This is a genomic window from Microvirga sp. 2TAF3 (genome assembly GCF_052114965.1).
Lineage (GTDB): Bacteria > Pseudomonadota > Alphaproteobacteria > Rhizobiales > Beijerinckiaceae > Microvirga.
The window spans coordinates 83604-107619 of the sequence record NZ_JBFRFT010000010.1 but is presented as its reverse complement, the minus strand read 5'-3'; the positions used below and the strand labels follow the sequence as shown (position 1 = coordinate 107619).

The 24016-nt window shown below is 61.5% G+C and carries 21 protein-coding genes and 3 pseudogenes; 12 read left to right on the top strand and 12 right to left on the bottom strand.

The annotated features are described in order from the left end of the window. Nucleotides 1-61: 61 nt before the first annotated feature. A complete protein-coding gene (locus AB4Y97_RS12090) occupies nt 62-1276 on the bottom strand; it encodes an ABC transporter substrate-binding protein (protein WP_441999289.1) in 1215 nt (404 codons plus the stop codon). Nucleotides 1277-1441: 165 nt separating this feature from the next. Here AB4Y97_RS12090 and AB4Y97_RS12085 point away from each other — a divergent pair, with 165 nt between their 5' ends. After that, nucleotides 1442-2278, top strand: coding sequence for a helix-turn-helix domain-containing protein (locus AB4Y97_RS12085; protein WP_441999288.1), 837 nt, complete (start codon nt 1442-1444; stop codon nt 2276-2278). Nucleotides 2279-2399: 121 nt separating this feature from the next. Here AB4Y97_RS12085 and AB4Y97_RS12080 read toward each other — a convergent pair whose 3' ends face one another. Beyond that, entirely contained in the window at nt 2400-3455 is a 1056-nt protein-coding gene (locus AB4Y97_RS12080; RefSeq protein ID WP_441999287.1) for a LysR substrate-binding domain-containing protein, read from the bottom strand. A 118-nt stretch (nt 3456-3573) separates the two neighbouring features. Between AB4Y97_RS12080 and AB4Y97_RS12075 the strand changes: the two genes are divergently transcribed. Both AB4Y97_RS12075 and AB4Y97_RS12070 read left to right on the top strand, forming a co-directional pair. Further along, complete coding sequence (locus AB4Y97_RS12075) at nt 3574-4554, top strand: N(4)-(beta-N-acetylglucosaminyl)-L-asparaginase (RefSeq protein WP_441999286.1); 981 nt, start codon at nt 3574-3576, stop codon at nt 4552-4554. Between the two features lie 98 nt (nt 4555-4652). Beyond that, nucleotides 4653-5663 (top strand): amino acid ABC transporter substrate-binding protein, encoded by a 1011-nt coding sequence (locus AB4Y97_RS12070; protein ID WP_441999285.1) that lies wholly within the window; start codon nt 4653-4655, stop codon nt 5661-5663. A 309-nt stretch (nt 5664-5972) separates the two neighbouring features. Here AB4Y97_RS12070 and AB4Y97_RS12065 read toward each other — a convergent pair whose 3' ends face one another. Together AB4Y97_RS12065 and AB4Y97_RS12060 are read right to left on the bottom strand one after the other, a co-directional pair. Further along, nucleotides 5973-6380, bottom strand: coding sequence for a transposase (locus AB4Y97_RS12065; RefSeq protein WP_441999284.1), 408 nt, complete (start codon nt 6378-6380; stop codon nt 5973-5975). 525 nt (nt 6381-6905) lie between these two features. Continuing rightward, nucleotides 6906-7361: a hypothetical protein gene (locus AB4Y97_RS12060; protein WP_441999282.1), complete on the bottom strand. Its 456-nt coding sequence runs from the start codon at nt 7359-7361 to the stop codon at nt 6906-6908. A gap of 360 nt (nt 7362-7721) precedes the next feature. Here AB4Y97_RS12060 and AB4Y97_RS12055 point away from each other — a divergent pair. Beyond that, nucleotides 7722-7874 (top strand): annotated as a pseudogene (locus tag AB4Y97_RS12055) (IS6 family transposase); the annotation flags it as partial. A gap of 65 nt (nt 7875-7939) precedes the next feature. Then, nucleotides 7940-8053, top strand: a pseudogene (locus AB4Y97_RS12050) (IS6 family transposase); the annotation flags it as partial. 114 nt (nt 8054-8167) lie between these two features. Here the strand turns inward: AB4Y97_RS12050 and AB4Y97_RS12045 are convergent. Genes AB4Y97_RS12045 through AB4Y97_RS12020 form a run of 6 tightly spaced genes read right to left on the bottom strand, consistent with a single transcriptional unit; the run spans nt 8168 to nt 13413 of the window. Continuing rightward, nucleotides 8168-9220: an ABC transporter ATP-binding protein gene (locus AB4Y97_RS12045; RefSeq protein ID WP_441999281.1), complete on the bottom strand. Its 1053-nt coding sequence runs from the start codon at nt 9218-9220 to the stop codon at nt 8168-8170. A 29-nt stretch (nt 9221-9249) separates the two neighbouring features. Then, nucleotides 9250-10419: a mandelate racemase/muconate lactonizing enzyme family protein gene (locus AB4Y97_RS12040; protein ID WP_441999280.1), complete on the bottom strand. Its 1170-nt coding sequence runs from the start codon at nt 10417-10419 to the stop codon at nt 9250-9252. Between the two features lie 13 nt (nt 10420-10432). Further along, nucleotides 10433-10765, bottom strand: coding sequence for a hypothetical protein (locus AB4Y97_RS12035; protein WP_441999279.1), 333 nt, complete (start codon nt 10763-10765; stop codon nt 10433-10435). Continuing rightward, entirely contained in the window at nt 10765-11655 is an 891-nt protein-coding gene (locus AB4Y97_RS12030) for a DUF6772 family protein (RefSeq protein WP_441999278.1), read from the bottom strand. Before AB4Y97_RS12030 ends, AB4Y97_RS12035 begins: the two co-directional genes overlap by 1 nt. Before the next feature lie 41 nt (nt 11656-11696). Next, nucleotides 11697-12485, bottom strand: a complete 789-nt coding sequence (locus AB4Y97_RS12025) for a carbohydrate ABC transporter permease (RefSeq protein WP_441999277.1) — start codon at nt 12483-12485, stop codon at nt 11697-11699. Between the two features lie 34 nt (nt 12486-12519). Continuing rightward, nucleotides 12520-13413, bottom strand: coding sequence for a carbohydrate ABC transporter permease (locus AB4Y97_RS12020; RefSeq protein ID WP_441999276.1), 894 nt, complete (start codon nt 13411-13413; stop codon nt 12520-12522). 303 nt (nt 13414-13716) lie between these two features. Between AB4Y97_RS12020 and AB4Y97_RS12015 the strand changes: the two genes are divergently transcribed. Then, entirely contained in the window at nt 13717-15000 is a 1284-nt protein-coding gene (locus tag AB4Y97_RS12015; RefSeq protein WP_441999275.1) for an ABC transporter substrate-binding protein, read from the top strand. On the opposite strand, the gene AB4Y97_RS12010 is transcribed toward AB4Y97_RS12015, so the two are convergent. Beyond that, nucleotides 14990-16006, bottom strand: coding sequence for a succinylglutamate desuccinylase/aspartoacylase family protein (locus AB4Y97_RS12010; RefSeq protein WP_441999274.1), 1017 nt, complete (start codon nt 16004-16006; stop codon nt 14990-14992). The genes AB4Y97_RS12015 and AB4Y97_RS12010 overlap by 11 nt on opposite strands. Next, a complete protein-coding gene (locus tag AB4Y97_RS12005; protein ID WP_441999273.1) occupies nt 16003-17031 on the bottom strand; it encodes a 1-aminocyclopropane-1-carboxylate deaminase/D-cysteine desulfhydrase in 1029 nt (342 codons plus the stop codon). Before AB4Y97_RS12005 ends, AB4Y97_RS12010 begins: the two co-directional genes overlap by 4 nt. A gap of 191 nt (nt 17032-17222) precedes the next feature. On the opposite strand from AB4Y97_RS12005, the gene AB4Y97_RS12000 reads away from it, so the two are divergent. From AB4Y97_RS12000 to AB4Y97_RS11975, 6 genes and pseudogenes are all read left to right on the top strand, one after another. Then, nucleotides 17223-17702 (top strand): RidA family protein, encoded by a 480-nt coding sequence (locus tag AB4Y97_RS12000; RefSeq protein WP_441999272.1) that lies wholly within the window; start codon nt 17223-17225, stop codon nt 17700-17702. A 29-nt stretch (nt 17703-17731) separates the two neighbouring features. Then, a complete protein-coding gene (locus AB4Y97_RS11995; protein WP_441999271.1) occupies nt 17732-18652 on the top strand; it encodes an SIS domain-containing protein in 921 nt (306 codons plus the stop codon). Continuing rightward, the gene (locus tag AB4Y97_RS11990; protein WP_441999270.1) at nt 18649-20109 is read left to right on the top strand and encodes a M81 family metallopeptidase; all 1461 of its coding nucleotides are present in this window, start codon (nt 18649-18651) and stop codon (nt 20107-20109) included. Before AB4Y97_RS11995 ends, AB4Y97_RS11990 begins: the two co-directional genes overlap by 4 nt. A gap of 103 nt (nt 20110-20212) precedes the next feature. Further along, nucleotides 20213-20536: pseudogene (locus tag AB4Y97_RS11985) on the top strand (DDE-type integrase/transposase/recombinase); the annotation flags it as partial. 19 nt (nt 20537-20555) lie between these two features. Beyond that, the gene (locus AB4Y97_RS11980; RefSeq protein ID WP_441999269.1) at nt 20556-21173 is read left to right on the top strand and encodes a hypothetical protein; all 618 of its coding nucleotides are present in this window, start codon (nt 20556-20558) and stop codon (nt 21171-21173) included. A gap of 553 nt (nt 21174-21726) precedes the next feature. After that, nucleotides 21727-23955, top strand: a complete 2229-nt coding sequence (locus tag AB4Y97_RS11975) for a mechanosensitive ion channel family protein (protein ID WP_441999268.1) — start codon at nt 21727-21729, stop codon at nt 23953-23955. Nucleotides 23956-24016 lie beyond the last annotated feature (61 nt).

The window sequence follows — 24016 nt, the reverse complement described above, 5'->3', positions numbered from 1 at the left end:
CGAAAGCAAAAAACCCCGCCATTCGATGGCGGGGTTTTCCGTATTCAGAGCAACACGCGTCTCAAGGTGTCAGGACCAGCTTGTCGACAGTCGCCTGGGAGCGCGGCCAGAGGATGGCGGCATCGCCCGGAGTCTGCTGCTGCTTTGTGTACTGAATCACGAAGATCGGCACTTCAGGCCATTGCTGGAACTTCCAGGCCGGCTCGTCGGTCTGCGGGAAATGGATCGTCCCACGGGTACCTTCCCACTTCATCTCGCGCAGGGCCTTCTGAATGGCGACCCGGTCGGCGCTGCCGGCCTTCTTGATCGCCTCGGCCACCACCATGATGCCGTCGTATCCCTCCATCGACACGGCGTTCGCCGGGCGCTTGAACTTGGCTTCAAATGCCTTGCTGAAGGAGCGCGACAGGGGCGTGTCCGGCTTGCCCGGGAGACCGGCCGGATTGGCGATCACGCCGACACCGCCGTCGCCGACCACATTCCAGAATTCCGGCTCGAGGGCATCCGATCCGGCCGCGAAGATGGCGGTCTTCTTGCTTGGAGCGATTCCAAGCTCGGAAGCCTGACGCAGCATGAGAAGGAGGTTGGAGCCGGTGAAGCCCGCAACGATGAGGTCAGGCTGCGGATTGGCCCGCTTCAGCTGGAGGAGCTGCGGAGTGAAGTCGCTGACCGTGCGCTCAGCCGTGAACGATGTCACCTTCGCGCCGGTGTTCTGCAGGTTCTTCGTGAATACGTCGATGATGCCGAAACCCCAGTCCGAGTTCTCGGAAATGATCGCCACATTCTTGAAGCCGGCCTCCTTCACCCAATCGGCGGCAACGGAGTAGACTAATGAATTCGCGACCGTAATCCGGAAGACCTGCGGGAGCTTGGCCGCGGTCACCGCATCCGACCAGCACTCGTCGGCCACGAAGGCCATGTCGTATTTCTTTGCGACCGGGCCGACAGCAGTGCAGACTGCGCTGTGCGCCGCGCCCGTCACGGCTACAACTCCTTCCTTGGACGCCAGCCGCTCAAAGGCAGCGACTCCTTTCTCGGGAAGGCCGGCGGTGTCCTCGATCACCACCTCGACCTTCTTGCCCAGAAGACCGCCGGCCGCGTTGATTTCGTCGACGGCGATTACCATCCCGTCCCGCAGGGATTCACCGTTCTGGACGCCGCCCGGCGGTGACAGGGGCGCGATGCCGCCAATCTTGATCGTTTCCTGTGCCATTGCGGGGCCCAGAACCCCCAGTGCCGCGATGGCAGCGGCTGCCGTCAGCCTCATGGTCTTCATGTCTTGCTGTCCTCCGTCCGGTGTCGTGCTCGCGGGCTCTCTCCCGCATGATGCGGGCGCACCGAGTCATCGTTCCCGCGCAAAGTGTGGCTTGTCGCTTGTGTCGGGTGCAAGGATTGAGCAAACTCGGATTTGACGCGACTTGACGCTAACGAGGAGTCAAGAATGGTGGAAGCCGACCAGGGAAGCTCAAATCTGACCGCCAACCTGAAACTGTTGTGCAGTTATCACACATCCACCTCCGAAGTCTGCCGCCGCCTTCAGATCAACCGCCAGCAGTTCATGAAGTATCTCGCGGGTACGGCATTTCCCTCACGCCACAATCTTCGGCGCATCTGCGACTTCTTTGGAGTGGACGAGTACGAAATCCTCATGCCGCATGAGCAGTTTCGCGAGATCGTGCGGCTTCGGCCTCATGGTCAGGAGGATTCTCTCGTGATCCCACCGATGTTCCGCAATCTGCTCGGGCAGGCTCAGCGTCAGAAGGGGCAACTCACGAAGTATCTCGGATATTATTACAAATACTTCTATTCGTTTTCATCGCCCGGGTCGATCCTGCGCTCACTCGTGTGCGTGTACACGAGAGGGGATTATACGCTCTACAAGACAGTCGAACGGCTAAAGCCCCCAGGGGCGCAGACCACTCCTTACATCTTCAAGTATTCAGGGCTTCTCGTCCATGTGGGGGACAGGCTTCACATGATCGACTATGAGGCGGTTGCGGGTCATGAGATTTCCCAGACAATTCTCTATCCGTCCTACCGCAATCGCGTGATCACGTTGATCGGTTTGATGATCGGTGTTTCCGGAACAGAAGCCCACCAGCCGACGGCAGCGCGCGTGGCGCTTGAGTATGTAGGACGGACAATCAATTTGCGCCGGGCACTCGAGGGGTGCAGGCTGTATTCGGAAAATTCCACTGAGATTTCATATCAAGTCACGGAGTATCTAAAGGGCTCCTCGTCACCGCCAGTCCATTTGCTCCGTGCTGAGACAGCCTAGAGAGCAGTTGCGGGCGAGATCCAACGAGGAATATGTGGCCCCAAGGCATCGTCAGGTTAACGGGAATATGGCCGCGTGACCTCAATTCGTTAACCTGACGATACCCGTGTCAGGCTGCAAGTCAGCGCATCAGGGCGTCGACAACAATTCTCTCTGTCGATTCGAGCGTTCGCGCCAGGATCCCGCAAAGTTGCTCGGCCCCGGCTGATAGGGGTGACCCAATGCCCTTGATAAGCAGCGTTCGCACCGGCAGCGATCGCTCGAACCTCCGGAGCGCAATCCCGTTGCCGATGAAATCATATGCCGCGATTGGATGGACGAAGCCGATTCCGGCTCCCTCCCGGACGAGGGCACAGATGTTGGCGGAATATGGCGTCTCCACCGAAGCGCCTGAATAGCTAGCGCTGGCTTCCTCGAGTACGTTTGTCAGACCCCATCGGATCATGTCTTCACGAGGATAGGCAATGACGCTTTGCTTCTTCAGCATGCTCGCCGAAATCGTCTGCAGTCGTGCAAGCGCATGATCGATCGGGACGGCGCATAGCAGGTCCATCGAAGCAAAGGCAGAACTGGAGACTGACGATACATCGGCATTGTCGGTAACGAGGCCAACGTCACAGGTCCTCGCAGTGACCTGATCGGCGATGAGGGCGGACGATCCCATCGTGTGGGAGATCGGCACCTGGGGATGTTCGGCCTTGAAGGCCGTGATCGCCCGAGCCGAGAAGCCGATCCCGAACGACATTACGGTCCCAAAACGGACAGGAGACGAAACGCTTTCCTTAAGACTTTGCGCAAAATCGCGGATCGCTTGCAGGCCTACATAGCGGCGCTCGATCTCCTCGAAGAGAGCGTCGGCCTCCGGAGTTGGACTGAGTTTCCCGCGGGTACGATCGAAGAGTTTGAGGGCGCTGAGCCTCTCGAGTTCGGCGATGAGCCTGCTGATGCCGGGCTGGGATGCTCCAATCAGTTTGGCCGCCTGGATCATGTTCTCAGACTTCATCACCGCTCGGAACGCGTCAATATGGCGAAAATCCATCATAGCAAGCGAATGATCCTCAGTTTCATGGTGACCTCGGGCATCTATGGCCGTTCCGGACTGTGGTGCGCAAGGTGCTGGACGGTCGCAAACAAAATCTATTCGCAATTGAATATGATTTGTGTCTTTAATCCACATAAGCATAATTAGAAAAGAGACTGGAGAGGCTGGGTGCCGTCTCTGTCTCGACGCCTGTTCAACCGGCTCCAGTGCGACTCCTCTGGACCCCCCGCACAAGAAAGCGAATGCGGCACTCATGATCATAGTGACAAACAACGAAGGCCACGCGGGCATCGCGACGACCGCAAAGCTTCTGGCACAGGGCGGAACCAGTCTTGACGCTATCGAGGCAGGGATCCGCCTCGTGGAGGCTGACGAGAATGTACGCACGGTCGGCCGAGGTGGTTGGCCCAACCTTCTCGGCGAAGTCGAACTCGATGCCTCTGTGATGGATGGCACAACCCTCCGGACGGGCGCCGTCGGCGCGCTCAAGGGCTTCCTGCACCCGGTGAGTATCGCACGCCAAGTTCTCGAAAAGCTTCCGCACGAACTTCTCGCGGGGGAGGGAGCGAGACGCTTTGCAGCGGAAATCGGTGCCGAGGCGGGCGATCTCCTGATGCCGCACGCGCGGACAGCCTGGCAACGCTGGTTTGAGAATGAGGTCACCGAAGGTGAACGCGAGCGATGGCCGGAGGTACCGATGACGGATTTGTGCCGGCGTGCGATCGACCCCGAGATCGGACGCGATACGACGATTTTTATCGGCCAGGACAAGGACGACAATATTGCCGCCGGAACAAGTACGTCAGGTTGGGGCTGGAAGTATCCCGGCCGTCTTGGCGATAGCCCGATTATCGGCGCCGGCTCATATGCCGATACCCGCTATGGGGCCTGCGCCTGTACAGGTGTCGGCGAGATGAGCATCCGCGCCGGCACGGCGCGCGCCGTCGTGCTTTACATGAAGATGGGCATGACCGTCGAGGAGGCCGTTTACGAGGCTGTGACCGACATGCGCGCGCTCAAGGGCGGTCTGATCGGGCGAGTGACCATTCACGCCATCGATCCAGCAGGACGGCATAAGGTCGTCGCTGTAAACGGGCTGCCGGAGAACCACTACTGGATCTGGCAGGATGGAATGGAGGCGCCGGTCAGTTGCCCGGCTGAGATCATCGCAATCAGTGAGGATCCAACGCCCAAGCCCACTGCTCACCGAAGGTACGAGCAGATGGGACTCTAGAAGACTCTGCCGGGTCACAAGAACCCACTACTCAAGACGTGACCCACCGAAACTCATTCGCAATAAGCCTTCCAGGAGGACATGAGATGGCGCGAACCATGAAGACCGCTTTGTTTGCATTGGCCGGAACAATTATGTTGGGCTCGGCTGCATTTGCACAGGACACGCTTCAGAAAGCCAAAGATCGAGGCCATATTCTGTGCGGCACAAGCACGGGCATCGCAGGCTTCAGTCAGGCTGACAGTCAGGGCAACTGGGCCGGCTTCGACGTTGACATATGCCGTGCGTTGGCAGCGGCAATCTTCAATGACGCCGACAAGATACGTTTCATTCCGTTGACCAGTAAGGATCGGCTCACAGCGCTTCAGAGCGGTGAGATCGACGTGCTCCCACGGACGACCACCTGGACACTGAGCCGTGATGCAGGCCAAGGCCTGAACTTCACGGCCGTGAACTACTACGACGGGCAAGGTTTTCAGGTGCGGAAGGGCGCCAACATCAAGTCTGTCAGGGAACTCGACGGTGCCTCCATTTGCACGGTGCAGGGAACCACGAACGAACTCAATCTGGCGGACTACTTCCGGACGAATGGATTGAAGTATCAGGTCGTCACCTACCAGGGCATCGACGACACGGTGAAGGCCTATGAGGGTGGCCGGTGCGACGCACTTTCGACGGATATGTCGCAGCTTGTCTCCTACCGCTTGAAAATGGCCAATCCGGACGACCATATGCTCTTGCCGGAGGTCATCTCAAAGGAGCCTCTCGGCCCCTACGTGCGTCAGGGCGACGATCAGTGGTTCGATATCGTGCGTTGGACCGTATTTGCGTTGCTCAATGCTGAGGAGTTCGGCGTTACCCAATCGAATGTGGGCGAGATGCTCAAATCGGATAATCCCGAAGTGCGCCGTCTTCTGGGCCTTGAGGGAAAGTACGGTGAAGGCCTCGGCCTCACGGCGGATTGGGTGGTGCGCATCGTCCGGCACGTTGGAAATTATGGTGAATCTTTCGAGCGCAATCTCGGCTCGAAGAGCAAAATCGGCCTGCCCAGGGGAATAAACAGCCTCTGGTCGAAGGGCGGTATTCAATTCGCGCCCCCCATCCGCTAATGGCTCGCTGAAGCAGGGGCGCGGCAGCCGTGCCGCGTCTCCCGATGGGCGATAATGGGAATCATGAGGATCTATGGGGCCGTCGGTGGCAGGCCGGGTCCAGAAGACTGCTCTCTCGGTACGATGACAGACACTATCAAGGGGGGCACTCACCAGGGGCTGCATCATCGCCCCACGCTTTCTCATGCTCTCCGGTTTTCTGTGCGTCGCGTGTATGGGACCGTTGAGGAAATAGAATTATAACTCCGGCAGCGATAAGGTTAGTTTTGCGGCCTGGCTGATTACTTCTATGTCTAGAGTATCGGACGCTTAATCGGCCGCATATCCAGTGGCCTTGAGGTAGCTCCAACATTCCTGAGGCTCGAACAAGTTGCGGATCTCGCCAAGGGTGCGCCAGAGCGCGTCAACGGTTCGCGCTTCGGCCTTGCGCAGATGCGCTTTGATTTTTGCGAAGGCCTGCTCAATCGGGTTCAAATCGGGCGAGTAAGCGGGCAGGAACAGGAACCAAGCGCCGTGTTGCTTCAGACACTGGGCAGCCCTCTCACTCTTGTGGGCTGCTAGGTTGTCGAGACTGACCATATCGCCTTTTGCCAGGGTCGGCGCCAGTTGCGTCTTGATGCAGGCGTCAAACGCCGAGCGGCTGATCGGGCCGTCAATGATCCACGGCGCGCGCAACTCATGGCAGCGCAGCCCGGCGAGGAAAGTGGGGTTTTCCAATGACCAAACGGAACGCTCGTGCGTAACCGCTGGCCGTTGCGAGAGCGGCCGCACAGATGGGTCTCATCTTGGTGTTGACGTAAGTCTGTTCAAAAACACCGGACGGTGCGGCTGCTCGCGCATGCGCGGCTGGCGTTGGCCTCTCCAGACGCGACGCTCGTCACGAACATCGGCGCGTGCGCACTCCGCGGCTATCAGCAGTTTTTTATACGTGAAGCCGTGCCGGCACAGCAGACGCGAGAAGGTGGCCGGGGCTACCACCCCATGCTTCTGTAGCAGTTGAGCCACCAGTTCGGATCATCCCATGCTCTCCCTGCAAGAGCGCTTGGTCGAAACCGGCGAGATGCTGCTTTACTTTGCCATGAGCCGCATCCTGCTGCGGCGCCTCACGCTAAAGGACGAAAGATAATTGCTCACCAGCCTCTTATTCTATCAATGTCCTCCCTTCAAAACGAGAAGGGCTGCATTCCTCCCCATAGCTGAAGCCAGGGGGTTTCCTGCCGAAAGTCTCGATGAATCGGCTTATCATCGATGCGAGCCGATCACCGTTTCGGACGTTACCACGACCCACTCCTCCCCAACCCGATCAATCGATTTGACGAGACCCGCCCCAGGGATTTCCATCCCGACGATGACGTTCCTGGCGCCGTCAGGACCCTCGATCACCGCAAAGCCGGAAACCGCCATTTTCACCACATATCCGGGGTTTTGCAGTTCTTCCTCCGATGATGCGCTAGACGCTATTGGAGTTGGCCCAACTTGATCCGGTTTAGCCTTCTTAGGTTTGGCACTATCCTCGTCCGATTGTTCCTTCGTGGGCCCTTTGAGAACGATTATAGGCTTCTTCTCGCCCGGTTCACCCTCCTCGACGTCAAACCACGCCTCAGGCAGAACCAGCCGACCGGTGTTTTTCTTGAAACCGTAGAGCAAGAGACCCAGGGAAAGAAAGGTAAGCGCAAGAGCAAGCCCATAGGTGATCAAGTCACCTACCCGCTGCCTACGGCGAATAGACGCCTCGAGAGGATGCAGCTTACTTCTGCCAAGCCCACCGGCCATCACGATACTCCCGCCCTCTGACTTGCCAGAGGCAGCCTTCCCGAGAAAACTTCGAAACCGAACGCCCATCCGAGCCCCCAATCTGAAAGTTCGTCTCAGTCCTAGGATAGCCTAAAGAAGGGTTCGCCCCCTTCTGCCCGTTACTATATTAGGGAATTATCAATCGGTAAATTATGGTTAAGATTGTTTTAAACACGACCTAAGCGGTGCATCCGGCAGGTAGAGGGCATCGTCAGGTTATGAAGCTGAGGTGAAAAAGATATTGTCACGAGAATGGCTGATGAGGGCTTCAAGTCGCCTGGCTCAGCCTAGCGCTTTCTCTCCGCCCATGCCGCCGTTTACGACACCTTCAACCTGCAGCGCCATCTGATCTCCCGCCAGACGTTGCGCCTCTTCAGGGCAGAGGCGGCGGAGCAATGGCACACCGCCGCCGCTTGAATGAAGCCGCCTATCACCCCTTTGACCGTTCCGCTTCAGTTCCCGTGACAGTGCCTGCCGGAGCAAGTTACCGGGGGAGTTTGCGATGGTTACAGATGATCCACATGATGCGGAAAGGGCAGGCGAAGTATGCCCGCGATCCGCAGCCGCCACTGGCGGAGCAGTGTGACCTCCTCGCCGCGCTGAATTTCATCGGCTGGGGTACCGCAACAGAGCCAACGCTAGAGCATCGTGCGAAAAACCGGGTCCACTTTTCCGCACGATGCGCTAGGTCCGTCCTCGATGTTGAAAGGTCAGAACAGGCGCTTGCCCGTCGCCTTATCGAACAGGTGCGACAGGGATGGGTTTGGCAGAATGGGGATGACATCCCCAGGGCGAGCGTTGATCCGCTCACGGAACACACAGGTTACATCTCGTCCGCCCAGGCTCCCGATGACCTGAGTTTCCGATCCGGTCGGTTCGACAACACGCACCGTGAGAGGGATCCCGTCGCCCGTGACGTGAAAATGCTCGGGTCGGATACCATAGAGGGCAGTCTTGCCTGAGGATGCCTGCGGGGCTGTTGCAAGCGGCATCGATACTTCGCCGATCTTAAACCCATCCGTCTCGATGCGCCCTTCCAAGATGTTCATGGCGGGGGATCCGATAAAGCCTGCGACGAAGAGATTGGCGGGCCGATCGTAGAGCTCGAGCGGGGCACCGATCTGCTCGACGATGCCGTCATGCATCACCACGATCTTGTCCGCCATGGTCATGGCCTCGATCTGATCGTGCGTCACATAGATCGTCGTGGTCTTGAGCCGCTGATGCAGCGCCTTGATCTCAGCGCGCATCTGCACCCGCAGCTTGGCATCCAGGTTGGACAGCGGTTCGTCGAACAAAAACACCTGCGGGTCGCGTACGATGGCGCGGCCCATAGCCACCCGCTGACGCTGCCCGCCCGAGAGCTGGCGCGGATAGCGCTCAAGGAGCGGCACCAGGCCGAGTATCTCGGCGGCCCGCCTGACCTTGCCGTCGATCTCGGATTTGGCAGCCCTCTTGAGCTTGAGCGAGAAGGCCATGTTGTCGGCGACCGTCATGTGCGGGTAGAGGGCATAGTTCTGGAACACCATGGCGATGTCGCGATCCTTGGGCGGCACGGTGTTGACGATGCGCTCGCCGATGCGGATGTCCCCACCCGTGATGTCCTCCAGCCCCGCGATCATCCGCAGAAGCGTGGATTTCCCGCAGCCCGACGGGCCCACCAAAATCACAAACTCGCCGTCGGCGATATCCACCGAGACCCCGTGCAGAACTGCGGCGGCGCCGTACGACTTCCGGGCATTGCGAATGGTGACTGAGGACATGGGCCGGGCCTAGTGGAGGATCGAGAAAATTAGGAGATGCGGTGGGCGTCGAGTACGGCCCGGTCGAGGGTCACGCCGAGGCCTGGGGCCTGCGGCACCGCAAGCTGGCCCTCTTCGAGATGGAGCGCACTGCCGACGAGAGGTGTACAGAGCGTATCCCGAAGCGGGTTGTCGTAGACCATGCACTCGAAGCTGCGGAAGGTTTCGGCCGCTGCGGCAAGATGAAGGCTCGCGGCGACGCAGATCGCACCCGACCAGCCCACATGGGGCGCATAAGCCACGTGATGGACCGCAGCCAGCTCCGCGATCCGCCAAGTCTCCGTGATCCCACCTGAGCGGGTCACGTCCGGTTGGATCATGCCGAGGGAGCGGTCTTCGAGCGAAATCAAAGCCTCAGCGGCCACATAGTCGCTCTCGCCGGCCGCCAGCCTCATCGGAAGGTGCTGAGACAGTCGTCGGTAGCCTGCACGATCATGCGGTGCGATGGGCTCCTCGAAGAAATCGTAGCCGAGATCGGCAAGGGCTCGGCCGATCGAAATGGCTTCATCCACGTCGTAGGCCCAATTCGCATCGACGCCAAGCAGCGCGTCCGGCGCGAGGCGGCGCACCAGCGCCGCTCGGGCGATGGCGTCCTTTATGGGACGACCGAGCTTCACCTTTATCTCGCGAAATCCGAGTGCCAGCGCATGCGCGACTTCGGCCTCAACGGTTGCATCGTCGAGCCAGTTGATGGACGACGCATAGGCCTTGACGTGCGTGCGGCCCATCCCACCGAGCAGGCGATGGATGGGCTCGCCCGCGATCTTGCCTGCAATATCCCAAAGAGCGATGTCGATGGCCGCTATGGCTTCCACCAGCTGCCCGCCCGGACGTCCCGTGAGAGCACCTCTCATGACACGCCATAGGCGACGGCGGTCGCGGACATCCTGGCCGATCAAGCGCGGCGCCAATGCCTCATTTACGAGAGCCGCATATCCTCGAGCTCCGCGCCGGGCCAAGCCTTCACCGATTCCGATGATTCCCGCCTCGGTCTCAATCTCCACCACCAGGATCTCGACCGCAGGATAGTCGCCCTGCGAGGTCCGCTGGGCTTTCGGCAGGACCACTCTCAGAGGGTGGGACGTCACTCTGCGGATGCGTCCGGCCGCATTCGGGCTGGAAGAGGCTTCGCCAAAATGCAGGAGAGGGGAGGGGGGCATTACTGTGGGACCTTCAGCTCTTCAGGTGAATGGTGACGAGAACGGTGTTGGCGCTGTCTTCGGGCAGGGTGGCGGCAAGGCGAAGCCATGTGCCGAAATGGGAGACGCGCGCAAAGGTCACAGCGTCCTTTTTGTCCGGAAGGGGAATTTCCGCACCTTCCGGAGCCCAGTTCATGCCGTCCGGAGAAATCTCCACTCGCGCACGGACCTGCGGTCCCGACGGTGTCTTGAGGGAGCGCACGAAAATGATCGCTTCCTTCGCCCAGCCCGCCTCATAGGGTTCGGTTGCCGCCTCGCCGGTCCATGTTTCGTTACGTGCGATGATCGCGCTCGTGCTGGTGCGCATCAGAAATCTCCCGAGAGGCAGACGGAATCGAGATAGAGAAATGCGCGCTTGTCGGTGTCGGTCTCGGCAAAGAATGCGAGATTGAGCATGCACCAGAGGTTCTTCATGGCCGGAAGGCGCAGGGAGTCGAAGCCTGAAACATCGAATTCCCGATCGTTGCAGCGGAATCCCGTGCAGGTCATCGAGGCGAGGTCAAAGTCGAACCGGATATAGTGCCAGTTCACCTTGGTGGGGATTTCATTGTAGCAGAGCCGCTGATCGCCGCCGGGCAGGTCCTCCCAATCCTCAGGGGCGAGATGGTAGTGGCTGATCGTCTTGTTTTCGGTGCCGAGCGGAATGATCGGAACGGAACGCCGCTTGAACTGCCACCGCTGCACATGCTCCCCGTCACGGGCGTTCAGGAAGCGCATATGAGGCATCACCCGCTGGCCGCCAGCGCCTTGGCGATCGCCTACCTGGAGGTCGAACAGAAAACCGAAGGACCGGATGTCGCTTTCGGATAATTTCAGTTCCGTCGCCTCGGGCTTGAAGGTCACATAGGCCTCCATGCGGATCGGCCCGGCTTCGCGAAACGTGAGCCGCTTGATGGCGACGTTCTGCGCCCCTCGGCGCGGCCGTGTGGCGATCTTAAGGGCATAGTTGCCACCCATGGAATTGTGGGAGCCCGCGTCCCAATGGGCTAGGCTGGACAACATGGGAGAGGTGTGTTGGGCGTAGCCGGGCAGCATGGAATCGAGGTTGCCCTCGTAATTGCCGACGAGTTGGGTCCAGCCACAAAAGCCTCGGTCGAAATCATCAAGGCAGATGATGCGCGACAGGGGATCGAAGCGGCTCAAAGCCGGATCTGTCCAGGTCGCAGGCGGCTGCGCCGTTCGATGGTGGCCTAGCATGTCTGATGTCTCCTGAGATCATGATCCCTTCCGGGCATTCATCAACCCTTCGTGGCACCGGCGGTAAGGCCCGCGACGAGGTGTTTCTGGGCAAGCACGACGAAGAGTAGGACGGGCAGGAGCTGCACCGTCGAAGCGGCGAAGAGCACGCCCCATTCCACGCCTTCCACAGCGCCGATCATTTCGGATATCACCAGCGGCGCAGTCTTCGCGCGCGTCGTGGTGAAGATGAAGGCGAAGAGAAACTCGTTCCATGCATAGACAATCACAAAGACGGCCACCGCCACCATGCCCTGCGCGGACAAAGGGAGGATGATCTTGCGCAGGATCTGCCCGCGGGTTGCGCCGTCGATATGGGCTGCCTCGTCGACCTCCTTAGGAATCTGGTCGATGAAGGTGCGCATGACCAATGTGCCGAGCGACACGAAGAAGGTGGCATAGAGCACGATCAGGATCAGGTGCGTATCACTGAGACCAACGGCGTTGACGGCTGGAAAGAGCGGTAGCGTGATGACGATCGGCGGGATGAGCCGGATGAAGATGAGGAAAAAGGCGCTGCCGGCCAGAATTCGGTGGCGGAAGCGGGAATAGGCATAGCCCGCCATGGCGCTTGTAAGCACGGCAAGGACAGTGGCGCCCACCGTTACAATGAGGCTATTGAGGAGTCCGCTGAAAAAGTCGCCCCAACGGGTGACGAGCGCCACGTAGTTGTCCAGGGTCGGGCTGAAGCCGAGCCGGGGCGGCACGGCGAAAATGTCCCGGTCGGCCTTGAACGACGACATGAAGATCAGAAGGATCGGCGCGAGAGACCAAGCGAGAACTACCGCCACCGCTACGATCTTCAAAAAGCTGCGAAGGAACGATCTAGGACGCATAGGTCGCAAACATGTCCTTGTAGATCCGGCGCAGGTACCACAGCGCGAGAATGAGGGATGCGAGCACCAGGAGCCAACCGGTCGCAGCCGCTTCACCGAAGGCGTTGTAACGGAAGGCTTCGAGGTAGAGATAGACTGCGAGCACCTCCGTCTGCCGCGCCGGGCCTCCTCCCGTGAGAAGCCAGACCTCCGAGAACAGCCGGAAGGCGAAGATGTAGCGGAACAGGACGGCAATCAGGATCGCCGGCATGAGCAGGGGAAGGGTCACGCGCCGGAACTGCTGGAGCGGCGTGGCGCCGTCCACCTCGGCAGCCTCGTAGAGCTCACGTGGGATGGCGAGCCGCGCCGCGTAGAGGATCACGAAAGTGAAGGGCAGATGCAGCCAGATGCTCAGGAGAGCGACGAGGATAAGCCCATGGGTTGGATTGATCGCCCATTCCAGCCCAGGCAGACCGAGCCACGCGAGGGCTTGGCTGACGTATCCGATGTCGAGGTCGAACAGGTAGCGCCACATGACGACGGCGCTCACCTCACTCACCGCGTAGGGCGCCAGAACTGCTGCGAGCAGGAGCGGCGTCGCCCGCAGCCCGCTGGCAAACAGAAGCGCGACTCCAAGGCCGAGCAGAAGTTCCAGGTGGACGACGATGAGAACAACCAGGACGGTATTGCCAAGAGCGCGCCAGAAGTAGGGATCGCCGAGTACCTGGGCGTAGTTCTCGAAGCCGACGAAGATGGGTTGCTGCCCGAAGGAGGATTGCGTCAGGCTGAGCCATGCCACGTAGAGGGCTGGCACAAAGATGATCGCGCCGATCAGGAAATGAACAGGCGAGATCAGGGCAAGCGCTGGCCAAGGAGTCGGAACGCGGCGTGTCGAATCTCTCATGGAGGGGGACAACTCCATCGTCACGCCTTCGCCGGATCGTCGGTCGTGATGTGCTGAAGGACCATAGCCGAGGGCATCCATTCGCAGGAGAGACCGCAGTGCGATCAGATGTAGTAAAAATAAAATTGCCAGCTGCCGAAAGTCAAGTTTTCTCTTGAAATTCGACTTTCCTCGTAACTATTCTACAAAGGTCATCGGACAGGCGACGATGGCCGGCATGCGTCCGGCTCGATCCGGCGGGCGCAGCAAATGATGGGGCCACGGCAGGCTGCCCATGCAATCCCGGATTGGGAGGAAAGCATCATGGTCGTAACGAGGCGAGATATTCTGGCGGGAGGCCTAGCGGCCGCTACGTTGCCGGCATTCGGAAATATGGCGAACGCCCAGGGCAAGCAAATCAATGTATTCGCCCACCGGGTGTTGCAGAACGTGTCCAACGGCACCAAGGGCGGTGATGTCACGCAGGGTTTCACGAAGGCCACCGACGCAACGGTCAACTGGGTGACTTTCGAGACGGGTCCCCTCCACGACCGGCTCTTCCGTGAAGCGTCCCTTGGGGAATCGACCGTGGATGTGGCCTTCATCTTGAACACCTACGCGACGCCTCGGGTCGCTTCCATGTTCGAGCCGCTCGACACGTATATGGCGAAAGATCCGATCCCGGACTTGGGCGATGTTTTTCCGGGCTTGGTGAAGGGCGTAACCCTGGACAACAGGCTGTTCGCTATGCCCTTCCGCCATGCTTCGACGGGTCTGCACTACAACGAGGAGATCTTTGCCGAGCGCGGCATCAAAGGCCCTCCGCAGACAATCGAGGAGTTCGTCGAGGTCGCCAAGAAATGTACCTATACGCGGGCCGATGGAACGCCGGTGGTCGGCATGATCCTCCCCGGGGTCGCCTATCCGGAGGTCATCGCCCTCGCGAGGGCCTGGGATGCCGACTTCATCACACCGGACATGAAGGTCGTAGCGAATTCTCCGGCGATGGTGGCCGCGCTGACGATGATCCGCGACCTCTATACGGCTGGGGCCATTCCGAAGAACCTGACCGGCATGAAGGCGGAAGACGCCAACACCTGGATGCAGAATGGCCGCGCCGCTATGGCCGCCAGCTCCATGAGCCGATACGGGCTCTACAACGACCCGGCCAAGTCGCAGGTCGCGGGCAAGATCAAGACGACCTACTTCCCCGTGGCGGCAGAACTGAAGGGCAAATACGAGGTTGCGCCCACCAAGGTCGAATTCTGGAGCATGGCGATCCCGAAGAATTCCAAGAACAAGGATTTGGCCTGGAGCTTCATCAAGGCCATGTCCTCCAAGGAGGCAGCGCTGGCAGCTGCTCTCAACGGCAACGGGCCCGTACGCAGCTCCACCTACGACGATCCGCGCATCAAAGCAGAGTTGCCCTATTCCGAAGCCGAGCGGAAGGTCTTGAAGGTCTCGCGTGTCCCGCTGCCCGCCTTCGATAATGCAGCGCGGGCTGCCGATTTCTTCAAAGAAGAGGCCGAGGCCGCGGTGCTGGGCATGAAGAATCCGCAGCGGGCCATGGACGACCTGACCACCCGCGTTCAGAAGCTCATCGGCTGAGAAGCGTAGCCCGGTCGACGTCCTGGCCCAGATGGACGAGGACGTCGCCAGGTTCCACCATTGCGGGCACGCGTCGGCAGATCACCGTACCGCCAGCGGTAAAGGCAATTTCCTCGGCCGGGCTGCCCGGCCGCTCGGGGTTGGACAGCCGGCCCGCCGCTTCGCCGGCATCGACGTTCTGGCCCAGCGTAAACATTGGCTCAAACAAGCCGCGCCCCGGCGAGCGCACGAAATGCTCCGCCTCGATGGCGAGAAGCCGCGTCTGCGGTGGTGGACCGTTAGCGGGAAGAATCCCCATATGGGCGAGAACTCGTGAAAGCCCCTGTTCGGCAAGGGCGACCGTTTCTCTCGTTACGCCCCCTCCGCCAGCTAGTTCGGTTGCCATGGCTACCACGCCCTGCTCCAGGGCTTCGGCCACCAGGGTGCCACGGGCTTCGGGCCTGCGGACGACCGCCGTCACGGGAGCACCGAACGCGATCATAAGGTCCAGGACACGATCCGCGAGCGCGGCCTCTGACGGGAGACGTCCGAAGGCACAAGGCAGATAGTCAAGAGTGCTTCCCCCGCTGTGAAAATCGACGAGGAAGTCCGTCTCCGCCAGCAGCAAACGGCTGATGCCCTCGGCAAGCTGGCTGGTCGGGCCACCGTGGGCATCGCCAGGAAAAAGCCGTGCGAGATTGCCTCCGTCGAATGGGGACGTGCGCCGCCCCGCCAATGAGGCTGCCGGATGCGCGCAGGGCAGGATGATGACACGCCCACAGATGGCCTCAGGCCGAAGGGTGCGGGCAAGGCTGCCGAGCACGATCTGGCCTTCATACTCGTCGCCGTGAATCCCGGCGGAGAGGAGCGCTGTCGGTCCGTCTCCGTTTTTGACCACGATGACCGGAACAACGATCTGGCCGTAGGCCGACCGGTCATGGGACCAGGGCAGCCGCAGGGCTCCGACAGTGCGCCCAGGACGGTCGAGAGGAATGTCGAGCCGCGCTGGCCCCGGTTGCGTCGTCATGCGGCCCGGTCCGTCCCGAAGGCCTCGGCGTGGGCGAACAAGCCGGGTGTGCCTCCGGAATGAACAAAGATGACGGAATGCTCTGGCCGCACCAGGCCGGCTCGCAGGGCGGCCTGAAGGCCTGCGAGCCCCTTACCCGTGTAGATCGGATCGAGCAGCAAGCCCTCCGTGCGACCCGCGAGCCGGACTGCCGAGATGCTGGCCGCCGATGGCTTGCCGTAGCCGGGGCCGATCTCGCTATCCACGATATCGAAATCCTCGGCCGTCAGCCTGCAGGAAAGGCCCAGCCGCGTTGCGGCCTCGTCGGCTGCGGTGACGATCCACGCTTTCAGACGGGCGGCGGGCTGCTGGGCGCTGATGCCCACCAGACGGGCCGGGCAGGAGAGATGCTTGAAGCCGAGAGCGAGGCCGGCGAGAGACAGCCCCGAACCGCAAACGGAGATCACCACGTCGGGAATGCCGGGGCCGGCTTCGGCATCTCGCAGGAGTTCCGCCGCGCCGGACATCCACCCGGCGACAGCGGTGGCGGCACTGACACCTGTGAGCTGCACGATGAAGGGCTTCCTGCCCTGCCGCTCGTAGTTGTCAGCGATATCCGCAAGTTCCTGCGTGATTTGCGGATCCCAGGGATCGGTGGCTTGGGTGAATGTGATGGCGGCACCCAGAATCTCGTCGAGCAGGAGGTTGCCCACCAGTGCGGTGCCGGTAGCAGCGCGCAGATGCAGGTGACAGCCCAGACCTAGTCTTGCAGCAGCCCCCGCAAGGGAGCGGCAGAAGTTGGATTGGCTGCCCGCTGTCGTGACGAGGATATCCGCTCCTGCCGCCAGCGCCTCGGCAAGGATGAAATCGAGCTGGCGCAGCTTGTTGCCGCCCAAGGCATAGCCCGACAGGTCCTCTCGCTTTACCGACAATCGTGCCACCCCGAGGGCGGAGGCCAGCTTCGGGGCCGGATCGAGAGGTGTCGGCAGACGGGACAGCACCAGCCGGTCGAGCCCGGTGGTGGGATCGCGAACAATCTGGGGCATGGCTTGAAATCTCGCGGCTGGGCAATTCCAGTCCAGGACGCATTGCGCCTCGTCCCGGGCACGTGTAGATTAATTACAAAACTCGGTGAGTCAACCCCGAGAAAGGCTCCGCGTTCCTTCAAGTCAGCACCGAATGTGAGTAATTATCGCCAATATCCATCCGGTGTCGACGCCCTATTATGGAAACTTAAATGACTGATAAAACAGAACAAAAATTGAAGGAACTGAAGATCGAACTTCCGGCGGTGACAGAGTCGGTGAAAAACTACATCCACACGAAACGGACCGGAAATCTGTTGTATGTTTCCGGCCAGCTCTGCTTCGGGCCCGACGGCAAGATTCCGCCGCGTTATGTCGGGAAGATCGGAAGCACGGTGTCGGCGGAAGATGGATATGCGGCCGCCCGCCTGTGCCTCATGCATGTTCTCGGTCACGCCCGCCTTGCCCTTGGGTCCCTGGATGCGATCAAGGAATGTGTCAGGCTCGGCGGCTTCGTCAACGCCGAGCCCGATTGCACCGATCTCGCAGCGGTGATGAACGGTGCCTCCGATGCCATCGTCGAGATTTTGGGTGAGAGGGGACGCCATTCGCGCACAACCATCGGTGTGGCGACGCTCCCGCTCGGATCTTGCGTCGAAGTGGAAGCAATCCTAGAAATTGCCGCGTCGTGACGATGTTGCGCGCGGAGAAGGGAGTCCCGATGATGCCGGAGACCGCCACAGATTCCCAATCGGATTCGAACCGGTTTCTCGAGAAGCTGGCGGCCCAGCGGGCACATCTTTCTCCGTCTGAACGGCGTGTGGCGGATTTCGTGCTCGATCATCCCGAGCAGATCATCCGAATGTCGATTGCGACCCTCGCCGAAACGGTCGGCGTCAGCCAGCCGACGGTGCTGCGCTTCGTCCGCGCGCTTGGCCTCCAACGTTATCCGGAGCTGAAGCTTCTCACGGGGCAGAGCATCGTCTCCGGCACGCCGTATCTGCATAGCGAGGTCGCTCCGGACGATGAGCTCGACACCATTGTCACGAAGATCTTCGACTCGAGCGTCTATGTCCTGAGTTCCGTCCGTCAATCCATCGACCGGGAGGCGCTCAGGCGCGTCGTCGGCATACTGCACGAGGCCCGCCGCATCGATTGCTTCGGCACGGGCGCAGCGAGCATCCTGGCCATCGAGGCTCAGCATAAGCTCATGCGTCTCGGCATTCCGGTCGTGACCTATGGCGACACACATCTGCAGCGCATGGCGGCCGCCACTCTGCGTCCCGGCGACGTAGCCCTGTGTTTTTCCCACACCGGCGAGGTGAGCGACACGGTGAAAATGGCTCAGATGGCACGGCAGGCCGGAGCGACGGTTATCGCCGTGACACGCCCGGAGACGACTCTTGCGAACGCGGCCGATGTCCTGCTCGCCGTGGATGCCCAGGAGAACACGGAGGTCTATGCACCGATGACCTCTCGCGTCGCCCACGCGGTGCTGATCGACGTGATCGCCACTGCCCTGGCCTTGAGCTTCGGTGAACCCATGCTTGCCCGGCTGCGGGAGGTGAAGGACAGCCTTGCCGACCTGCGCCTCCAGCCGCATCGAGGTGAAGCAGGCTCATTCCGGAAAGACCGCCCATGAAGGTCTTCGTGGCCTCCCTTGCGACGGAAACTAACACGTTCTCTCCGATTCCCACCGACCGCGCAGCCTTCGAGGATGCGTTCTATGCCCCGCCGGGCCAGCATCCCGAGACGCCGACGCTCTGCTCGGCTCCCTTCGTGGCGGCTCGCCGAAGGGCTCGCGAGGAGGGGTTCTTACTGGTCGAGGGAACGGCAACCTGGGCCGAGCCTGCAGGCCTCGTAAGTCGCGACGCCTATGAAAGCCTCCGGGACGAGATTCTCGACCAGCTTCGAGCCTGTACGCCGGTGGACGTTGCTCTGTTCGGATTGCACGGCGCTATGGTGGCAGACGGTTACGACGACTGTGAGGGCGACCTTCTCACCCGCGCCCGCGCCATCGTCGGGCCAGACGCGGTGATCGGCATCGAGCTAGATCCCCATTGCCATCTCAGTGACGCCATGGTGGCCGCCTCCACGATCATTGTCACCTTCAAGGAAGTGCCGCATACGGATTTCCTGGAGCGCGCGGAGGATCTGGTTGATTTCGCCCTACGGACGGCGCGGGGGGAGATCAAGCCGGTGATCTCGGTGGTCGATTGTCGCGCCATCGCCAACTTCATCACGAGCCGCGAGCCGGGGCGTTCACTGGTCGACCGGATCAAGACCCTGGAAGGCCGGGACGGGATCCTCAGCATTTCCGTCGTTCACGGCTTTCCGGCCGCGGACGTCTACGACGTGGGGACCAAGATCGTCGTGGTGTCCGACGCAGCGCCCGAGCGGGGCGAGGCGCTCGCTCGTACCCTGGCCAAGGACGTGCTCGGGTTTGGCGGCAATCGCCTGCCGCCGATGCCTTCACCCGCCGAAGCCGTGAAGGCTGCGCTGGCCGTTGAGGGCGGTCCGGTGGTGCTGGCCGACCGCTGGGACAATCCGGGCGGAGGGGTTGCGGGAGACAGCACCTTCCTCATCCATGAACTCCTGAAGTACCCTACGGTCCCAGCGGCGGCCGGGGCCCTATGGGATCCCGTGGCTGTCCAGTTCTGTCACGCAGCGGGACCCGGCGCACGGCTGGCGCTTCGCATTGGCGGGAAGGTGGCGCCGAGTTCTGGGCCTCCGGTGGATGCCGAGGTCGACGTCATCGCCGTGACCCGCGACCTCGTGATTCCCTTCGAGAAAAGCCTCGTCTCCCTGGGGGCAGCGGCGGCCGTGCGCATTGGCGAATTGTTCGTCGTAGTTGCATCGAAGCGCGCGCAGACCTTTCATCCGGACGTGTTCCGCAATCTCGGGATCGATCTCGAAAGGCAGAAGATTGTGGTCGTGAAGTCCGCCAGTCACTTCCATGCGGGCTTCGCGCCGATCGCTCGGGAGATCATCTACGTGAATTGCGGCGGACCCTATCCTCCGGATCCGGCGAAGATTCCCTATACGAAGATCCGCCGCCCCATCGCGCCGCTCGATCCGGTGTCTGAGCCCGTGCGCTGACGGCCGACGGAGCGAACTTACGCGACCGGCGCACCGCCTCGGTCCGCCGCCGGTGTTGTCACATTAACCCGAGTATAGGAGCGAGGCGTGCGGATGGACCGGCATGATCAAGTCCGTCAGCTACAAACGCCATCGCTTTCCACCTGAGATCATCGCCCATGCGGTATGGCTCTATTTCAAGTTCCCCTTGAGCCTGCGGCTGGTTGAGGAGATGCTGCTCGAGCGGGGCATTCTCGTCTCCTACGAGACTGTCCGTCGGTGGGCTCTAAAGTTTGGACCGGACCACGCCCGCCGCCTCAAGCGCAAGGCGCCGAGGTTGTGGCGGGCTGTGGACCAGGACGGACACGTGCTGGACGAGATTGTCCAGACCCGCCGCAATGCCAAGGCGGCCAAGCGCCTGTTGAAGCGTCTGCTGAAGAAGCCCGGCCGGCGCAAAGTACGACGAGATGATGTCGCACATCGACTGCTGGTCGACGCTGGCCGCGATGGCCGGGATCACCCCGCCACCGCACGGCGCATGGACAGGTGATGACGGCAAGCCGATCTACTTCGACAGCATCGACAACAGCGCCTACATCCTCGGCCAGGCCCGCCACTCCGCCCGGAGGTCGTGGATCTACGTCGACGGAGAAAACTTCATGGGAGCGCGCGTGGACGTCGCCGGCGACCCGAACAATCCCGATCTCAACATCGCTTGGAAATACCTCTGGACGGCCAAGGACACCTGGCTCGGGCCGGAGCAGAACCTGGGCGCGATTGGCGCGGCCTACAACCGCACCATGGATCCGTTCGAGAAATACGACATGGTCTTCAACGGAGCGGTGGCGGCCCGGCTGCCCCAGTCCTCGCCGGGCAGGTATGCGGGACAGGACAACGGCTGGGTGCTGGCGCTGATCTTCCCGGCCGTGATGGAGTTCAACAAGTCGCTTGTCGAGTTTCCGAACATCAAGCGGGTGCCGGGCGGCGCCTCGAACGACTGGCGGCCCAATCTCCAGAACCCGGACAACCCCGTCCCCGCGCTGGATCTGAAGAACCCGCCGCGCATTAAGGGCGGTGGCGGCTAGTTGCGGCGGCGTCAATCGAGCGGGGCGTGTGCAATCCCACGTCCCGCCTTTTGTTGACCAAAGTTGGTGCGAGGCGTGTTGCAATCGTTGGTGGCGTCCGGTTCTGACACTGAGCTGGAGTACATCGAATGTCTGCTCAACCAGCAAACACCGTACGCCCCTGAAGGGTTGGCGGTTTCCTGACGTGACCCGACGCGGACCTCCGCCGTGACGAATAAGGAAGGGGATGGTTCCCTTCCTGAGCCGGAACGGCACTCTGCGGGGCGAGTCCACAATCTCGGGAGCGCGCTCTCAACGCCCCTCGTCTGGGCTGGTTTCAGCGTGGCCGGTGCAAGTTATGGCGCTTTGTCCCCGTGCAGCCGGAAATCGCCAAGGTCGCCCCGAACTTCATCGTGTTCCCGCCCATGCGGAAGGGTGGTAAGTTTAGTATGGAAGCGGTGGTGCAGCAGATCGAGACCGCAGTTCGATCCCGCCCTGGCAATTGAACAATCGGCCCTGAATTGCGTCGGGTGCCCTGCAACAGAGCCCCTGCGCCAAGGGATCGGAGGCGTCGATGGGTATCCGTCTATCCCGGCTCGGGGGTTTTGCCCTGTTCGTCGTCTGGGTCTCAACCGCTGTCGCGCAATCCGATCCGCGACAGGGCGTCCCTCCGCCGGTGCCACAGCCGCCCGCCGGATGGACCCAAGAGCAATTCGACAGGCTCGTCGACGCGATCAGCGCCACCGTCGTCGCAAAGCTTAAGCAGGACGGCAAGGGAGAGCCGCACGACGGCATCCCGGCGCCTCCCGTGGCGGACGCAGAAGAGGATTTCGGCTCCGCTGTCGCGGCCTTCAAGACTCGCGCCGGTTCGGTTCTCCGTGCCTACCCGGACTACATTCGTGAAGTTGCCCGCATCCCTAGCCTCCTCGACCAGGGTGACGCCGGCCGCGGGGTCGGTGCGTTCGTTGCGCTCCTGAGCACGACCATCGCCGCTGCCCTCGCGGCGGAAGCCCTGTTTCGCAACGCGTTCCTTGCCGTTCGACGCAAGCTCGCGGCTCACGTCGCCGCTGGCCTCGACAGAGCCGGCCTCGGCAGCCTCATCGGCCTTGCCGTCATCGACGGCCTAGCGGTCGGGATGGTCTGGTTGATCGGTTACGGCGCCATCGGCTTATGGTTTTCCGGCGCAGATGCGCAGTCCCGGCTCGCGACGCTGGTGCTGGCGGGGATCCTGTCCTGGCGTCTCTACATGTTGGCGTTCCGCTTGGTACTGCGCCCCGATCTGCCGGGCGCGAGACTCGCCGTGATGGCCGATGCGGACGCTCGCGCCCTCTATCGGCGCATCCTCGCGGTGGTCCTCGCCATCGTTGCGGCCAGAAGCCTGACCCGGGTGCTGGTCGCCATTCACTCGCCCCCGGAGGCAATCGCGGCCGGCCAAGTTGCCGCCCATCTCGTCCTCCTGGCGATCTTCATCGCGGTCACCATCGCCTCACGCGACGCCGTAAGAGGCTGGTTTTCGACCCTCGCGCGACCAACCGGCTATTCGATTGGTCGGATCCTCGCACAGTACTGGCACTACCTTGCGGTGCTCTTCTTCGTGGTCGTCGCGGTGACCGGGACCTACGGCGCAATCATGGCACGCTACACCGTTCCGACGGCGCTCATTCTGACGCTCAGCATCATCATCGCGCTGATCTTCCTCCAAACAGTCATCGTCTTCGTGCTGCGGACCACGCTGGGCGAGGGACGCGGCGATACTGCTGCTCTGCCGCGCACGTCGCCGGGACCGCGCCTCGGCGATCTCGTCGCGCGCTGCCTCACGGTCGCCGCCCTGATCGGCGCGGTCGTGCTGGTCACTCAGGTCTGGATCGTCGATGTGTTCGCCCTCGTCGATGCCAGGGACTGGGCAAGGCTCACCGGCTCCTCGCTCACGGCTGGGCTGACGCTGTTCACCGCCTTCATTGCCTGGGAAGCGGTCAAGTTCGCGACAGCGCGCTATATCGCTGTAAATTCCAGTGGCACAGGCAAAGCCAACGGCGGCGAGGAGCAGCAAGCCGGCGGCAGCTCGCGGCTCGCGACCTTGATACCGCTGCTACGCATCGTGGCCGCCATCGCGATCCTGGTGATTGCGCTTCTCATCGTGCTATCCGGACTTGGCGTCAACATCACGCCGCTGATTGCCGGCGTTTCGGTGTTCGGCCTCGCGATCTCATTCGGCAGCCAGACGCTGGTCCGCGACATCGTCTCGGGCATCTTCTATCTCGCCGACGACGCTTTCAGGGTCGGGGAATATATCGATTGCGGCCGCGCCAAGGGCACTGTCGAGGGCTTCACGCTGCGTTCCATCAAGCTCAGGCACCAGAATGGCCAGTTGCACACGATCCCGTTCGGTCAGCTTGGCCAGATCACCAATTTCAGCCGTGACTGGACGACGGTGAAGTTCAACCTCCGCTTCACTCGCAAAACCGATCTCGAGAAGCTGCGCAAGACGGTGAAAGCGGTCGGCCAGGACCTGCTGAACGATCCCGAGGTCCAGGACGATTTCCTGGAGCCCTTGAAGATGCAGGGGTTGGTTGACATCACCGACAATGCGCTTGTCGTGCGGTTCAAGTTCACGGTCAAGCCGATGAATCCGAGCGTGGTGCAGCGCCAGGCGATCAAGCGGATGGTCGCCGCCTTCGCTGCGAATGGCATCGATTTCGCCGACGCAACGGTCGCTGTCCAAACGCTCGGCGCTGCGCTCGACGCGACCACGGCCGGTGCGGGTGTCGCCAGCAGCCGCCTGCGGGACGCCGCCGCGGGATGACCCTGCCGTTACCGCAAACGCGGGCACCGCCTCGATGCCAGGTCAAGGCCAAGTCAAGGGC

Coding starts and splice junctions, on each gene's coding strand:
- AB4Y97_RS12090 (WP_441999289.1), bottom strand. CDS start 1,276: ATGAAGACCATGAGGCTGACGGCAGCCGCTGCCATCGCGGCACTGGGG.
- AB4Y97_RS12085 (WP_441999288.1), top strand. CDS start 1,442: ATGGTGGAAGCCGACCAGGGAAGCTCAAATCTGACCGCCAACCTGAAA.
- AB4Y97_RS12080 (WP_441999287.1), bottom strand. CDS start 3,455: ATGTGGATTAAAGACACAAATCATATTCAATTGCGAATAGATTTTGTT.
- AB4Y97_RS12075 (WP_441999286.1), top strand. CDS start 3,574: ATGATCATAGTGACAAACAACGAAGGCCACGCGGGCATCGCGACGACC.
- AB4Y97_RS12070 (WP_441999285.1), top strand. CDS start 4,653: ATGAAGACCGCTTTGTTTGCATTGGCCGGAACAATTATGTTGGGCTCG.
- AB4Y97_RS12045 (WP_441999281.1), bottom strand. CDS start 9,220: ATGTCCTCAGTCACCATTCGCAATGCCCGGAAGTCGTACGGCGCCGCC.
- AB4Y97_RS12040 (WP_441999280.1), bottom strand. CDS start 10,419: ATGCCCCCCTCCCCTCTCCTGCATTTTGGCGAAGCCTCTTCCAGCCCG.
- AB4Y97_RS12035 (WP_441999279.1), bottom strand. CDS start 10,765: ATGCGCACCAGCACGAGCGCGATCATCGCACGTAACGAAACATGGACC.
- AB4Y97_RS12030 (WP_441999278.1), bottom strand. CDS start 11,655: ATGCTAGGCCACCATCGAACGGCGCAGCCGCCTGCGACCTGGACAGAT.
- AB4Y97_RS12020 (WP_441999276.1), bottom strand. CDS start 13,413: ATGAGAGATTCGACACGCCGCGTTCCGACTCCTTGGCCAGCGCTTGCC.
- AB4Y97_RS12015 (WP_441999275.1), top strand. CDS start 13,717: ATGGTCGTAACGAGGCGAGATATTCTGGCGGGAGGCCTAGCGGCCGCT.
- AB4Y97_RS12010 (WP_441999274.1), bottom strand. CDS start 16,006: ATGACGACGCAACCGGGGCCAGCGCGGCTCGACATTCCTCTCGACCGT.
- AB4Y97_RS12005 (WP_441999273.1), bottom strand. CDS start 17,031: ATGCCCCAGATTGTTCGCGATCCCACCACCGGGCTCGACCGGCTGGTG.
- AB4Y97_RS12000 (WP_441999272.1), top strand. CDS start 17,223: ATGACTGATAAAACAGAACAAAAATTGAAGGAACTGAAGATCGAACTT.
- AB4Y97_RS11995 (WP_441999271.1), top strand. CDS start 17,732: ATGATGCCGGAGACCGCCACAGATTCCCAATCGGATTCGAACCGGTTT.
- AB4Y97_RS11990 (WP_441999270.1), top strand. CDS start 18,649: ATGAAGGTCTTCGTGGCCTCCCTTGCGACGGAAACTAACACGTTCTCT.
- AB4Y97_RS11980 (WP_441999269.1), top strand. CDS start 20,556: ATGATGTCGCACATCGACTGCTGGTCGACGCTGGCCGCGATGGCCGGG.
- AB4Y97_RS11975 (WP_441999268.1), top strand. CDS start 21,727: ATGGGTATCCGTCTATCCCGGCTCGGGGGTTTTGCCCTGTTCGTCGTC.